Annotated in this window: 10 protein-coding genes and 8 pseudogenes; 4 read left to right on the top strand and 14 right to left on the bottom strand. The window is 40.1% G+C overall.

All coding sequences use genetic code 11. The features are described 5' to 3' along the window. The first annotated feature begins 34 nt into the window (after positions 1-34). Positions 35-433: a Cu(I)-responsive transcriptional regulator gene (gene cueR, locus E3U36_RS03840; protein WP_032115154.1), complete on the top strand. Its 399-nt coding sequence runs from the start codon at positions 35-37 to the stop codon at positions 431-433. Here cueR and E3U36_RS03835 read toward each other — a convergent pair. The 9 genes and pseudogenes from E3U36_RS03835 to ppiB all read right to left on the bottom strand — a co-directional run bounded on the left by E3U36_RS03835 (position 399) and on the right by ppiB (position 7,982). Then, positions 399-881: pseudogene (locus E3U36_RS03835) on the bottom strand (NfeD family protein). The gene cueR and the pseudogene E3U36_RS03835 overlap by 35 nt on opposite strands. Positions 882-897: 16 nt before the next feature. Next, a pseudogene (locus tag E3U36_RS03830) lies at positions 898-1,839 on the bottom strand (SPFH domain-containing protein). Positions 1,840-1,859: 20 nt separating this feature from the next. Next, on the bottom strand, positions 1,860-2,717 hold the full coding sequence (locus E3U36_RS03825; protein ID WP_180817154.1) for a co-chaperone YbbN: 858 nt from the start codon (positions 2,715-2,717) through the stop codon (positions 1,860-1,862). Between the two features lie 80 nt (positions 2,718-2,797). Further along, a pseudogene (locus E3U36_RS03820) lies at positions 2,798-3,565 on the bottom strand (SDR family oxidoreductase). 98 nt (positions 3,566-3,663) lie between these two features. Then, positions 3,664-4,925 (bottom strand): annotated as a pseudogene (locus tag E3U36_RS03815) (MFS transporter). An 86-nt stretch (positions 4,926-5,011) separates the two neighbouring features. Beyond that, positions 5,012-6,100: pseudogene (gene purK, locus E3U36_RS03810) on the bottom strand (5-(carboxyamino)imidazole ribonucleotide synthase). Beyond that, positions 6,097-6,625: pseudogene (gene purE / locus E3U36_RS03805) on the bottom strand (5-(carboxyamino)imidazole ribonucleotide mutase). Before purE ends, purK begins: the two co-directional pseudogenes overlap by 4 nt. 127 nt (positions 6,626-6,752) lie before the next feature. After that, a complete protein-coding gene (locus tag E3U36_RS03800; RefSeq protein WP_180817152.1) occupies positions 6,753-7,478 on the bottom strand; it encodes a UDP-2,3-diacylglucosamine diphosphatase in 726 nt (241 codons plus the stop codon). Between the two features lie 9 nt (positions 7,479-7,487). Beyond that, entirely contained in the window at positions 7,488-7,982 is a 495-nt protein-coding gene (gene ppiB / locus E3U36_RS03795) for a peptidylprolyl isomerase B (RefSeq protein WP_180817151.1), read from the bottom strand. 270 nt (positions 7,983-8,252) lie between these two features. Between ppiB and cysS the strand changes: the two genes are divergently transcribed. Next, positions 8,253-9,644 carry a cysteine--tRNA ligase gene (gene cysS, locus E3U36_RS03790; RefSeq protein ID WP_180817520.1) on the top strand — a complete coding sequence of 464 codons (1,392 nt, stop codon included), beginning with the start codon at positions 8,253-8,255 and terminating at the stop codon, positions 9,642-9,644. A 652-nt stretch (positions 9,645-10,296) separates the two neighbouring features. On the opposite strand, the gene E3U36_RS03785 is transcribed toward cysS, so the two are convergent. Beyond that, a complete protein-coding gene (locus E3U36_RS03785; protein WP_180817150.1) occupies positions 10,297-11,220 on the bottom strand; it encodes an IS5 family transposase in 924 nt (307 codons plus the stop codon). Here E3U36_RS03785 and E3U36_RS12915 point away from each other — a divergent pair. Then, the gene (locus E3U36_RS12915) at positions 11,214-11,336 is read left to right on the top strand and encodes a hypothetical protein (protein WP_255479089.1); all 123 of its coding nucleotides are present in this window, start codon (positions 11,214-11,216) and stop codon (positions 11,334-11,336) included. The genes E3U36_RS03785 and E3U36_RS12915 overlap by 7 nt on opposite strands. On the opposite strand, the gene E3U36_RS13165 is transcribed toward E3U36_RS12915, so the two are convergent. The 4 genes and pseudogenes from E3U36_RS13165 to E3U36_RS03765 form a co-directional block, all read right to left on the bottom strand. Further along, positions 11,285-11,536 (bottom strand): peptide deformylase, encoded by a 252-nt coding sequence (locus E3U36_RS13165; protein WP_369412965.1) that lies wholly within the window; start codon positions 11,534-11,536, stop codon positions 11,285-11,287. The genes E3U36_RS12915 and E3U36_RS13165 overlap by 52 nt on opposite strands. A gap of 161 nt (positions 11,537-11,697) precedes the next feature. Next, positions 11,698-12,621, bottom strand: a complete 924-nt coding sequence (locus E3U36_RS03775; RefSeq protein WP_180817149.1) for an IS5 family transposase — start codon at positions 12,619-12,621, stop codon at positions 11,698-11,700. A 64-nt stretch (positions 12,622-12,685) separates the two neighbouring features. Then, positions 12,686-12,892: a hypothetical protein gene (locus E3U36_RS03770; RefSeq protein WP_180817148.1), complete on the bottom strand. Its 207-nt coding sequence runs from the start codon at positions 12,890-12,892 to the stop codon at positions 12,686-12,688. Positions 12,893-13,092: 200 nt separating this feature from the next. Then, a pseudogene (locus tag E3U36_RS03765) lies at positions 13,093-14,340 on the bottom strand (glycoside hydrolase family 68 protein). A gap of 372 nt (positions 14,341-14,712) precedes the next feature. On the opposite strand from E3U36_RS03765, the pseudogene E3U36_RS13385 reads away from it, so the two are divergent. Further along, positions 14,713-14,900: pseudogene (locus E3U36_RS13385) on the top strand (ogr/Delta-like zinc finger family protein). Positions 14,901-14,938: the final 38 nt, after the last annotated feature.

Genomic DNA, 14,938 nt, shown 5'->3' with positions numbered 1-14,938 from the left:
AACCTTCTAGTAAGGGTAAGGTCAAGGAGAAATAATGAATATTACTCAAGTTGCAGAGAAAACGGGATTAAGTGCCAAGACAATTCGGTTTTATGAGGAAAAGTCATTAATTACTCCGCCAGCGAGAAGTGAAAATGGCTATCGCCATTATCAACCTGCTCACTTGGAAGAATTAACATTATTAAAGCAAGCCAGAGAGGTTGGATTTACGTTAAAAGAGTGTCGTAAATTACTTGAACTTTTCCGTAATCCACGTCGCCACAGTGCGGATATAAAAGCGGCGACGTTAAATAAAATTAGTGAAATTGAAAAAACCATTACCGAACTTAATTTGATCCGTGATAGCTTGCTTTCATTGGTTGCATCGTGTCCAGGGGATGACAATGCAAAATGCCCGATTATTGATCATCTGGTTGGTCATCATGTTGATTAGACCAAACCGGTTTGACGGTTAGCGTAATACCATCGACATCAATCACTTCGACTTCAGTGTTAGCTAATAATTGCTGAGAACAATAAACCCGCCAGCTACCATCAGCCAGTCGTATTCTGCTATAGCCATTATTGGTATCTGAGATTAAACGTGCTTGTGTGCCAATTAATTGATGTTGCTTTTGATTAGGTTCATCGGGAATTTATTTATTACGTATGCTAAGCCATTTACGCCAACCAAATATAGAAAGAATGATCATAATGGCAAATAATAGACCTTGCCAATCCCAACTCATTTCAGGTATAAGCCAGGTAATAAGCGCCATGATAACGGCAGCAACACCAGACCAGAGTAGATAACCGCCGGCACCGAGTAGCTCAGCAATTAACAGTAATCCACCTAAACAGAGCCAAAACCAGGCTGGTTGCGCAATTATTTGCTCAAGCATCGTTTAATACCGCTAGTTATGTTTGATTGCTTTTTTGGCTATCGCGTTTTTTGTTGTCTTGAAATAGTTCACTGATGCCACCAATAGCACCCATTAAATTACTTGCTTCAAGCGGCATCATAATCACTTTGCTGTTATCAGCTTTACCAATATTGGTTAGCGCCTCGGTATATTTTTGTGCAATAAAATAGTTTATCGCCTGCATATCACCATTGGCAATGGCATTAGAGACCATTTGGGTTGCTTTGGCTTCGGCTTCTGCCGCGCGCTCTCTCACTTCAGCATGTAGCAATGCTGATTGACGTTCACCTTCTGCTTTTAAAATTTGTGACTGTTTTTCAACTTCAGCTTTTAGAATAGCTGCCTGGCGTATCCCTTCAGCCTCAAGAATGTCAGCGCGCTTAGTTCGCTCTGCTTTCATTTACGCATTCATGGCATTAATTAATTCTTTCGGTGGCCGCACATCACGGATTTCAATCCGGGTGATTTTAAGCCCCCAGGTATTGGTAGCTTCATCGACAATATGCAGTAAACGACCATTGATTACATCTCGTTGAGACAAAATTTCATCTAGTTCCATCGCACCTAATACCGTACGAATATTGGTCATGGTGAGATTAATTACAGATAATTCAAGGTTATTAACTTCGTATGCGGCACGAACGGGATCAACAACTTGAATAAAGCAAACGGCATCAATAGTGACATTGGCATTATCTTTAGAAATAACTTCTTGCGATGGAATATCGAAAACGCGCTCCATCATGTTGATTTTTCTTCCAATGTTATCCATGAACTGAACAATGAAATGTAAACCTGGTAGTAGTGTACGGGTGTAGCGGCCAAAACGTTCAACCGTCCATTGAAAACCTTGTGGCACGGTTTTCACACAAGTTAAAACAATGACAATAGCAACAAAAATAATGATGGGTATGGCACCAAAAGAAAATAAGTCCATCGCGTTTTTCCTGTTTGATGTTAGTAAAGTAGTGAGTAAATTTTATGACGGTAGCGATTTGTTAAGGGATCACTAGAGCCTAAGGCAGATAAAATATCCATCATCGTTTTTTTCACAGAACCGTCTCCTGCCGACAAATCTTTCTTAAGAAATGTTAGCAAAATTTCTAATGCTTCTTCATTTCTATTTACTTCATGTAGTTTAAGTGCCAGTTGTACCGCTAGTTCGGCATTTTCTGGCTGTTGAGCGAAGGTTTCTTGTAGTTGCTGAATTTCCGGTGTATCTGCGGCTTTCTTTTGTAGTTCAATTTGGGCTAATAAACCTTGATAACGGCTATCTTGATCTTGAATAGCAATGGTGTTCAAAATTTTCGGGCTTTCATCTAACTGATTGAGGGTAATTAATGCTTCTGCATAAGTTAGGCTAATGTCACTATTTTTAGGCGCTAGTTGATGGGCTTCTTTTAACAAGGGCAAAGCTTCGGCGGTTTTTCCAGCGGCCATTAATTCAGTCGCTTGAGCAATTTTTAATTCTTCTGCTGTTGGTAGGACATGCGTTAACATTTCGCGGATAAATTCTTCAGATTGAGGTCCTTGAAAGCCATCAATCGGTTGACCTTGCTGTAATAAATAGACAGTTGGAATGGCTCGTAATCCAAACTGAGCGGCAACCATTTGCTCGGTGTCACAATTGACTTTTGCTAGCGTTAATTGGCCAGCATATTCAGCCGCTAATTTATCCAGCGTGGTACCTAAGGTTTGGCAATGAGGGCTTTGTGGTGACCAAAAATAGAAAACAACCGGTTGCGTCATTGATTGTTCGATGACTTGTTGCAGATTAGATTCGTTTACGTCGATGGCATAAGCAGCTGCTAGCATGATGTTTCTCTTAAATTATGTTCAGTTATCCCTATAAAATAAGCTCAAACTTGGTTATTTCAAGGGGAAAAAGATATTTGTTATGTTAAAAATTTATCCATTAACCGATCAGGTAATAGACGTTTCATAAAGGCAATAGCGTAAGTTCATAGTGTTACTGGGTAGCGAATTTTAGGCTTGGGACTCTCTAATGCATGGAGTAGTCGTTTGACAACGTGTTCTGGCGTTAATGCAAGCATTGCAGTGATAGTTGGATTTTCAACCGGATTATCTTTGTTGGTTTGATCGACGTTGTCAGTAAAACGTGTCTTAATTGGGCCCGGTTCGATAATACAAACTTTTATACCCGATCCTTTTAGTTCAAGACGAAGTGCATCTGACCAAGCCTCTAAAGCATGTTTACTGGCCGAGTAGGCTCCACGACCAGCAGAAGAGACAATTCCTAACACATAGCTGGTCTGAATGATACGCCCTTCGTTATATGGTAGCATGGCCGGTAGCAATAGAGTGGTGAGCTGATGGATACTAAAAAAATTAGTGGAAAACTGCTGCTCTAGTTGTTGTCGACTGATGGTATTCAGTGAGCCATAGACACCATAGCCGGCATTGTTAAATAAGGCATATAATCGGCCATTAGTTAATTCGATAACTTGTTGGGCTGCTTGTTTTACACTTTCTGCATTATCCATATCGATTTTAATCGGTTCAAAGCCTAGTGTTTTCATGGTAATTAAATCGTCTTCTTTACGACAACCCGCTAATATTCGATAACCTTTGGTTAGCAAAATTTTGGCAGCGCATAATCCAATACTACTTGAGGTTCCGGTAATAAAAATCACTCTTTTCATAGTTTTTGATCTCAATAAAATTATCATTCTACGTATTAATATTGATTCTTCATGCCAATAGATAAAGCGCTAAATAAGTAAAATAAGTCTGTTTTTAATTACAATTTGTAATTTTGAGGTAATCGCTGTACTGGCGGTTTTATGAATAATGTTAGTGATAAAATGATGAAAACAGGAATAGTAATAATTAAAAATGCCGGAGTAAAACTCGCTGTATAATCTTTTATTATTCCGCCGAAGAATGGGGCAAAGCAGGCGCAAGTAGAGAGTAAGTTCATTACAGAAAAAAGCTCCAGGTATGGATCTCGACCAAAATAATTAGCCAGTAAAACACTTGAGGCTAGAAAGGTCATGCCATAACCGACTCCAACACCAATAGTAAATAAGATTAGCCACAGCCAGGTTGTGGCAAAACTGAGGGCAATAAGTCCACAAATAATAATTATTAGACTGATTATTAATAATTTTTTTTGGCTCTAGCTGCTCGCCGACTGCACCGCTAGCCAGGCGAGAGAAGGCTTTGATAAACGCCATTGCACTTAAGGAACCTGCGGCAATTGTTTCGCTAAAACATTGTTCTATAATGTGGGCAACGGCAAAGCTATTAACGGTAATACCGCACCAAAGAAAGGCGGTATAGCTAGCGGCAATGATATAAAATTGCCAGGTGCGTAGGTCACCACTGGTAGTCCATATTTCTTTCGTTTTGTAAATTGTTTCTGAAGAGTGTTGTGTCAATTTGTCAGCGATCGTTTTGGCATGTGAAATTTCACGTTGGCCTTCGCGTAAGGTTAATAGTGTAATAAAAACAACAATGGCCAAACAAAGCGCTGAAATGACCCAGTGTATGCGCCCTGAACCCCAGACACGTGTTGCCAGGAAATAGATCCAAGGGCCTACCACACCGCCTCAGCCACCAATAGTGAAGTAGAAGCCAAAAGCGAGTGATTGTTTTTCAAACAATCGCGAAATAACATAAGTACCTGGTACCGTTGCTAAAAAAGTAAAGCCAATGCCTAACAAGGCAGTACCAGAAAAGTAATCAAATAAACTGGCGGTAGAATAGAGGCAATATAAAGCCAATGATAAAAATAGTAAGGCCGAATAATAATGTTATTCGAAGACCCAGTTTACGGATCATTAAGGTGGGTAGATAGCTTGATAAACCACAGGTTAATCCTAATATTGTGAACCCCAGTACTGCTTCTGCCCAGTTCCAATTGAATTCATTAATCATGCTAGGTAGTACGACACCTAGAGAAGTGAAAGTGGTGGATGTTGATAAGAAGTAAATTAATCCCAATAAAACTAACATATACCATGGGTAAATAGGACCAAATATTTGTTGTTGTGCAGGCATTATGACTCCTAAGCAGACAACTATTGCATGAAAACAGTACGCTTAACAATAAACTGGCTTATTCAACATGGTAGTTGTTTTTATTTTCACTCATCGTGTCGTGGGGAATGCATTAATTTTGTGTTTAGCCATCCAATACTATCGTTATATTCACTAGGAAGTAAGGTTTGTATTGTATTTAATGAGTTTTTTATCGCTTGCCGATTGTTACTACACAAATTTAGATGGCCTACTTTGCGCGCTGGAAGGACGTCTTTTTCATACCAATGTAGGTGAACTAAAGGTAATGACAACCATGCAGAATTTAATGCTGTACCTATCAAATTAATCATGACTGCCGTAGTGTCTATATTAGGGGTAGGAATTGGTAGATTTGAAATGGCTCGCAGATGGAGTTCAAATTGACTAATAGATGCGCCATTTTGCGTCCAGTGACAGCTATTATGAACACGTGGCGCTCATTCGTTAATTAGCAGTTTATCATTTAAAATAAAACATTCCATTGCCATCACACCCACATAATTTAATTTTGTCATAATGGTCGACAGCATCAATTCTGCCTGAGTTTGCAATTTTTTGTCTGGCTGAGGAAAAGCGATACTTGCCCGTAGTATGCCCTCTTGATGCAGATTGTATGTTAGCGGGTAAAAAACACATTGGCCATTTATATTACGTGCACCGACGAGTGAAACTTCTCCTAAAAAAGGAATGGCTTTTTCAACAATTGCTTGGCCATAAATCTCAGCTGGCAGTATTGATAGGTTATCCGGTGTGATACGCCATTGTCCACGGCCGTCATAACCACCAGTACGACATTTAACAATAACAAAATCGCCTAACTCGGTAAATAATTGTGGCCATTGTGTTTGATTGGTAAGAGGTTGCCAGGGAGCCGTCGTTAAGGCTAAAGAATCTAGCAATTGCTTTTGTGGCAACCGGTCGGCCAGTGGCGGAAAGATATCGCGATTAATAAAGCTAGCTTGGTGAGCTAATTCACTGGTAAGCGGCGTTTCTGGCCAGCGTTCAATTTCGGTTGTTATGATGCTGTGTTGATAGGGGATAGTTTCTAATTTATCATCGATACCGATAGGATAGACACTAATACCTAACGGCTCGCCTGCTTGGCGTAACATGCGGCCTAACTGGCCATTACCAAGGACGCAAATCGATTTCATTCCACCTCCAGTGGATCGGGATTGCTTAAGACGTCATTAGTTTGTTTTAAACGCCAGATTGATAAACGCTCATAAAGTTCATTATCTGTACCAGCAAGAAATTGGGCTGCCAGTAATGCTGCATTGGCTGCCCCAGCTTTACCAATTGCGAAGGTAGCCACCGGAATGCCCTTTGGCATTTGAACAATCGAATAAAGGCTATCAATACCATTAAGTGTCGCTGTTACAACGGGAACGCCAAAAACAGGAACTAACGTTTTAGCTGCTAGCATACCGGGTAAATGTGCGGCTCCAACAGCACCGGCAATGATAATTTGCAATCCTTTTTCTTTTGCTGGTTCAGCAAAGGTGAAGAGTTTATCTGGCGTGCGATGAGCAGAAACAATTTCTACTTGATAGGGTAGTTCTAGTTCAAAGTATGTCGGCTGCATATTTCATCGTGCTCCAGTCGCTTTTGGAGCCAATTACTATGGCAATTTTGGCGTTAGAATGTGACGGTTTCTGTGCATCAAATTGAGCGATCATTAATTTGTTGCTCCTGGATTTAAGTCATTTATTGATGGCAAATTAAAAGAGATCATATCATGGCCGATAAAGAAGGAAAACGTTTGTCTAAATTTTTCATCACAGGATTAAGCTGAGATGGGAAACGTTAATAAAAAGGAAAATGAAGCATCTCGATAGTTTTAGGCGTTATTTTGATCACTGAACCATTTTGATCCCAGGCACCTAACACCGCTCGGTGTAATATTTTACCATTAACATTAATTTCATGGATAGCAGGTCGATGCGTATGGCCGTGGATCATCCAATCGACTTGATATTTTAGAAATTTTTCGATTACTGTTTGTTCATTAACATCGGTAATATACTCTGGCTTAAGTCGGGTGGCCGATTGGCTATTCTTACGCATTCTTTCAGCGATGCGGTGGCGGGTAGATAATGGAAGCCCTAGAAATAGCCGTTGCAACCAGCGATTATATACTCGTTTTCGATAACGCTGATAGGAAATATCATCAGTACAAAGTGTATCACCGTGTAAAATGAGGATATTATGGCCATGTAGCGTTAATACTTTCTCTGCTGGTAATAAAATCATGCCACTTGCTTTAGCAAATTTCTTACCCAGTAAAAAATCACGATTACCATGAATAAAGTAGCAGGGAACAACTTTACTTTGCAGGTCCTTAAGTTCTTGCGCTATAGCTTCATGTAGCAGGCTGGGATCATCATCACCGATCCAATAATCAAAAAAATCACCTAAAATGTACAAAGCCTTAGCTTGGCTCGCCTGTTCGCGTAAGAAATGAAGAAAACCGGCAGTGATCGCCGGCTCTTTTTCACTTAAATGTAAGTCAGCAATAAATAAGATTGCCATAGTTTGTAATTATTCGTTAACCGTTATGCGTTTGATGATAACATCTTCAACTGGTACATCTTGATGTAAGCCACTACGACCTGTTTCGACTCCTTTAATTTTATCAACAATATCCCTTCCTTCAACTACTTCGCCAAAAACACAGTAACCCCAGCCATTTTGCTGTTCTGAACGGAAATTTAGAAAGTCGTTGTCGACAACATTAATAAAGAATTGTGCTGTGGCTGAATGTGGATCATTGGTTCTAGCCATCGCGAGCGTACCACGGTTATTTTTTAATCCGTTATTCGCTTCATTTTTGATTGGATCCTTGGTCGCTTTTTGCTGCATTCCGGGTTCAAAACCGCCACCTTGGATCATAAATCCATTAATAACGCGATGAAAAATCGTGTTATCGTAAAATCCATCACGACAATAGTTTAAAAAATTTTTTACAGTTATGGGCGATTTCTCATCAAAAGTTTTAATGACAATATCGCCTAAATTGGTGTGAAAAGTTACCATAATCACTATCCTGATAAATCGTTATAAGTAATGTAAAAATCAAAAAGCAAAGTAATCAATTTAAAGTAGATCAACTATTTTATACCATATTGGGCTAATTGCGTCAGTATTTGTGGAATATTGAATAATTTCCTTGCGCCTTGTAGTTTCATAACTCAGAATATAGGGCTCCAATAGTTGTGTTTATTGGTAGCAATGGCCTCTTGCATAATCTTGTAATTAAAATAAACCATTTACCGCATGTACCGGCTGATGATGGAAAAAGTCTCAATGTTAAAAATTTATAATACACTAAGTCGTCAAAAAGAAGAGTTTAGACCACTTACCCCAGGCAAAATTGGCATGTACGTGTGTGGTGTTACTATTTATGATTTATGTCATATTGGTCATGGCAGAACTTTTGTCGCTTTTGATGTGATTAGCCGTTATTTGCTTTATCTTGGTTATGACCTGACTTATGTGCGTAATATTACTGATGTGGATGATAAGATCATCAAACGGGCAGCTGCAAATAATGAAACATGCGACGCTTTGACATCACGCATGTTGGCTGAAATGTATAAGGATTTTGATGCGTTAAATATTTTGCGCCCAGATTTTGAACCAAGAGCAACTGACCATATTAAAGAAATTATTGATTTGACTGCGCGCCTAATTGAGCGTGGCCATGCTTATATTGCAGACAATGGTGATATCATGTTCGCTATTAATAGCGATCCTGATTATGGACTATTATCCCGCCAAGATCTCGAGCAATTACAAGCTGGAGCGCGGGGTGAAGTCACGGATGCCAAGCGTAACCCATTAGATTTTGTGCTATGGAAAATGTCTAAACCGAATGAGCCCAGTTGGTCTTCTCCTTGGGGAGATGGGCGACCAGGTTGGCATATAGAGTGTTCAGCCATGAATGGTAAACAACTGGGTGAACATTTTGATATCCATGGTGGTGGGGCAGATTTGATGTTTCCTCATCATGAAAATGAAATAGCTCAATCATCCTGTGCCCATAATGGCCCCTATGTAAACTATTGGATGCATACTGGAATGGTTATGGTAGATCGGGAGAAAATGTCAAAATCATTAAATAATTTCTTTACCATTCGTGATGTATTGACACATTATGATGCCGAAACAGTGCGTTATTTCTTATTATCAGGGCATTATCGTAGTCAATTAAATTTTACCGAAGAAAATTTAAAGCAGGCTCGCACCGCGCTTGATCGTCTGTATACCGCTTTACGAGATACTGATACTAATAATTTTATATCTACTGATAATGAAATATTTAAGCGGCGTTTTATGCAAGCAATGAACGATGATTTTAATACGCCGGAGGCTTATTCAGTTCTATTTGATTTGGCAAGAGAAATTAATCGACTGAAAGTCGATGATATGGCAATGGCGAATAGATTAGCAGTACAATTACGCCAATTAGCCAATATCTTGGGGTTATTAACACAGGATCCTGAACAATTCTTACAAAGTCGAGCACAAGTTTCTCACAGTGCTGACATAGAAAAAATTGAGGCATTAATTAAGCAACGTAATGATGCACGCGAAAACAAATTATGGGAGCAGGCTGATTCAGCGCGTGATGAACTGACTAAAATGGGCATTATATTAGAGGATAGTTCGCAAGGAACCGTATGGCGTCGTAAGTAAAAAACAGGTTCAAATTTTAGTCTATATATGGTTGTTAGATTGATTGTTTTTAGCTAAGTTTTGGTTTGTTGTGTAAATAGCGTGGTTAAACGGAATGTTTCTTTATAGGATTTATTTCGTCAGTGAACTATAAATCAATTCAGCCACCATGAGATCGCCAGCGCCGGCTGTACCAGTAATTTTACAAGCCGGCAGTTTTGCCAACTATATTTCTCTATTATTAATCCATATAGGCTCCTCTTTACCTAATGATATTATTATGTGATTAATACACTCGTTTGTGATCGTAAGGCTGTTTGTTGAATATCCAGTAAAGCAGCAAGTGAATGATCAGCCCATATTCCAGTTGGTATCGATTCTAATTTATTTACACTGGTACTTAAGAGATTCTTTAAGTTTGGTAACTTATAAGCTTAATTTATTATTAATGTGTTAAAAACAAATATTGCTTTGATAATTCGTCATGTTTTCATTAATAAGTGAATTTGATTGAGCGTGAATTATTTCTAAATAGCCTCATGTTTTGCCAAAGCTTTTCCTGTTAATACGACATTACCTTTATTTTTCTATTTTCATTATGTTTAAAGCGTCGGAGGGGCTTTGTTGAATAAATCAGAATTAGCCGACAGGATGGCTCCCTCTGCTACACCTGTTATCCGATCCTGACGCTGTGTGGCATACCCAACAACGTCATAAGGTTCAGCGCTTTGACCATCGCCATTGCTTCACCTACCTGAGCCTCATAGTCACGCAGGCTCAGATGGCTACCCAGTAAAGTTTTTATGCGGAACATCGCTGTTTCTGCCACTGAACGCCGGTGATAACCCACTTTCTTTTTCCACATATCATTACTCCTGCTCAGACGCTGATTCGCCACCGCATGGTTACGTTCATGGTACTTGTCCGGCCAGTATTTCGCTCCGCTTCGCGGCGGGATAAGGGGCCTGATTTTCTTTCTTAGCAACGCGTCGTGGCAGTAACAGGCGTCATAAGCACCGTCTGCTGACACTTCCCTGATTTTCCGGTGGGTTTGGTTAATAAGGCCCGGCAGTGCCTGCGCATCTGTCGTTCCGCTGAGCGATAAGTCGGCACAGATAATCTCATGAGTCACACTGTCTGCTGCCAGATGAAGCTTGCGCCACACTCTTCGTCTGTCAGCCCCATGCTGCCTGACTTTCCATTCACCTTCGCCAAAGACCTTCAGACCGGTACTGTCGATGACCAGATGCGAGATTTCACCACGCGTTGGCGTTTTTATGCTGATGTTGACGCTCTTTGCTCGTCTGCTGACCAGCGAGTAGTCCGGACAGCACAGCGGCAAAGACATGAGTTTAAAAATCGAATCAACGAAGCCCTGTAATGCCCGTAGCGACAGGTTAAACACACGCTTCATCATCAGGACAGTGGTAACAGCCATATCGCTGTAGTAAAGCGGCCGGCCACGACCTTCAGGCGAAGAACTGTCAGTCCATCCAGCGATGGCCGACTCATCAAGCCAGACCGTCAGGGAACCGCGTTGTCTGAGTGCCTTGTTGTACGCGGGCCAGTTGGTAATTTTAAACTTTTGCTTTGCCATGGGGACCTGATGTTGAAACGAATTTAGCGATCAGATCCGACAATCACCTAAAAGTTCGATTTATTCAACAAAGCCCGTCGGAGGTTGAAACAAATCGGCAATCATTACATAAATAATCAATATATAATTTACCATTTAAATGATCTATTTCATGCTGAATAAGCCTATCCAAAAATCCTTTTGCGTGAACACTTATTTTCTTATCTTCTAGTGTATAAGCCTCATAATGTATTTCATTATAGCGATAAACTTCGCCGATCTTATTTGGTACTGAAAAACAACCTTCCCAATCTTTAATTTGACCGGCATTTAATATAGTGGTATAAACCGGATTTATTAGTATCGTCGGTGATAAAGTATCATAAACATATTTACGTTGCCTCTGGAGGTATCTGAATAATTACGATTTTAAATGGATAACGGCTTTGTTGAATAAATCAGAATTAGCCGCCAGGATGGCTCCCTCTGCTACAGCTGTTATCCGATCCTGACGCTGTGTGGCATACCCAACAACGTCATACGGTTCAGCGCTTTGACCATCGCCATTGCTTCACCTACCTGAGCCTCATAGTCACGCAGGCTCAGATGGCCACCCAGCAAAGTTTTTATGCGGAACATCGCTGTTTCTGCCACTGAACGCCGGTGATAACCCACTTTCTTTTTCCACATATCATTACTCCTGCTCAGACGCTGATTCGCCACCGCATGGTTACGTTCATGGTACTTGTCCGGCCAGTATTTCGCTCCGCTTCGCGGCGGGATAAGGGGCCTGATTTTCTTTCTTAGCAACGCATCGTGGCAGTAACAGGCGTCATAAGCACCGTCTGCTGACACTTCCGTGATTTTCCGGTGGGTTTGGTTAATCAGGCCCGGCAGTGCCTGCGCATCTGTCGTTCCGCTGAGCGATAAGTCGGCACAGATAATCTCATGAGTCACACTGTCTGCTGCCAGATGAAGCTTGCGCCACACTCTTCGTCTGTCAGCCCCATGCTGCCTGACTTTCCATTCACCTTCGCCAAAGACCTTCAGACCGGTACTGTCGATGACCAGATGCGAGATTTCACCACGCGTTGGCGTTTTTATGCTGATGTTGACGCTCTTTGCTCGTCTGCTGACCAGCGAGTAGTCCGGACAGCACAGCGGCAAAGACATGAGTTTAAAAATCGAATCAACGAAGCCCTGTAATGCCCGGAGCGACAGGTTAAACACACGCTTCATCATCAGGACAGTGGTAACAGCCATATCGCTGTAGTAAAGCGGCCGGCCACGACCTTCAGGCGAAGAACAGTCAGTCCATCCAGCGATGGCCGACTCATCAAGCCAGACCGTCAGGGAACCGCGTTGTCTGAGTGCCTTGTTGTACGCGGGCCAGTTGGTAATTTTAAACTTTTGCTTTGCCATGGGGACCTGATGTTGAAACGAATTTAGCGATCAGCTCCGCCAATCACCTAAAAGTTCGATTTATTCAACAAAGCCATGGATAACCAATTTGAGGTGTTGCTAAACCGGCTGGTTTTCCTAAAGGACTTTTTAAATTATGGAAAAATTTTTGCAAAGTAGAAATAAATTTTTTTTGCTTGCTATTTAGCGGGAATACTACAGATGTTGCTGACTTGAGTAATATATTATGATCGTCTTCTTCAATAGTAACTAATTGTACTGTATCTTTCATATTATTACCTTTATTACTATTTGTTAATGCATAACAGAAACCGATTTTATAAAGGAATATTAGAATCACATACAAAAATATTTTCTTCATAATTGCTAATATTCTTTTAGTTTATATAGGTGTCACTCAGAATATTGATTGACATTTGAATTGAATAATCAAGCGTATTTTTTACTTTTCATTATATCAAGATAATTTATTTATCTGACAACTATGTTTTTTAGCGGTGGAATAAAGCCGTAATCAAACTGTTTGACGACAAAAGTTCTATTACCAACAATTTTAATTTGCACAGTCGGTGCTTCGGTGCCACCGATACGAAACTTGTCACCACGACCAGGAACGTTATAGATGAATGAAGTGACAAGACCGTTAGGCATAACAGAATGTGAGTAAGCCTGAAACGGTTGGGAAGATGGGTTGCTTAACACTAAACCAGAACCGTTAAGTGGTGTATAAGGGCCGAATAATGAATCGCTGACAAAACCATAAACACCATCTGGGCCTTTCAAACCATCGGCATAAGTGTATTGATGACTAATGGTAAAAAGATAATATTTACCATCTTTAAATACAAAATGTGGACGCTCTGTTTGATCATTTACACCTACGGCGGTGAGCAATGGAGGAAGTATTTCCCAATTATTTCCCGTGCTGTATCTTGCCACTGCAAAACCAATACAACCAACTTTATACTTAGCGCCGCCCACATCCTCAAAACCTGGCGGCACATCGCCCATATCCGCGCTAGAAATAATATGAGAGCCTCTATCACCGGCAACATTACCCTCAAAGACCATATAAAGATTGCCATCATTGGGATCAATGAAAGGGTAAGGATCGCGGAAATTCCAATACTCATTCTGTTCTTCTGTCTGATAATAAACGCCATCGGCAGAGAAAAGTGGGATAACCTTGTCAAAGCCACTTAGTTTTACACTATTATTGTCAGTTTGCACTTTACCACTAACTTTAGCGATAGTAGCGCCAGGTGTAACACAGGTATAATAAAGATCAATGTCACCGTTATCATTTAGTAAAATAGGAGTACCGGCTCACTCACGTTCTGTTGGTGATACGCCATCATTCATTACTCGGCCACCGTATTGCCAACTCTTACTATTTCTGGCGTACCAAAAGCACATGCGGGCTCGGCCATGTCGATCATTCCAGTCTTTAACAATATCGTAATTACCATTTTTGTCTTTAAATCGGTCGGGTTGTTTCACTGCCGTGAGAGTAAAAATAATCGACCAACCATCCACTGATACAATATTGCCTTCAAGATCTCGTAATGGCATGGTATCCCAGATAAACAACTTTTCACTCATAACGGGGAAGTCAATATTGACCTTGGGTTGCGTTGTTGTTGGATCATCGAAATGAACCTTAAGTGCATCAGCTAGCGTCCAACAACTAGTAATAACTCTGTCTCTTAGTATGTCCATGATTTAAGTTAATCTCCTTATCTTTATAGGAATCTTTAATCTAACAATAAAAAAACAAATTTTTAACGTTACAAAAATCTGTCGTCAACCACACAACAAAAAGGATAAAACGACGCGTTGCGGCTTAAAAAAGAAAAGCGAGTGGTGATGTAGGTAGTGGTAAATATATTTAAATATCAAATAATCAACAAAAAATAACAAAAAATAGATGGTTGTTGCTATCTAACCTTGGTATAACGAGTTGATGTTCCATTTTCAATGGATATTGATTTAAATAGCGCTAGTACTGAAGTACAAGGTAGAGATTTATAACGAAAACAGATCATTTTACCTCTATATAAATTACTCAATCTTAAGTTTTAGGAGGTGTATATGATTTGTTGCCCTGTTTGTAAAAATACCGCTCATACTAGAACGAGCCGTTACTGAACTAACAAAACTAAGTAATCTTATTATCAATGTCAAAATATAAGATGTTCTTGTACCTTTAAAATATTAGAAAGTTAGCCAGAATAATTTCTGCTCCAGAGACAGAAGAAAATTTTACTATTGTTACCTGATAAGAATAATATTATGAAATATTCACTCATTAGCTTTA

Source organism: Arsenophonus endosymbiont of Aphis craccivora, from assembly GCF_013460135.1.
Taxonomy (GTDB): domain Bacteria; phylum Pseudomonadota; class Gammaproteobacteria; order Enterobacterales; family Enterobacteriaceae; genus Arsenophonus; species Arsenophonus nilaparvatae.
This window is presented reverse-complemented; position numbering and strand designations above follow the sequence as displayed.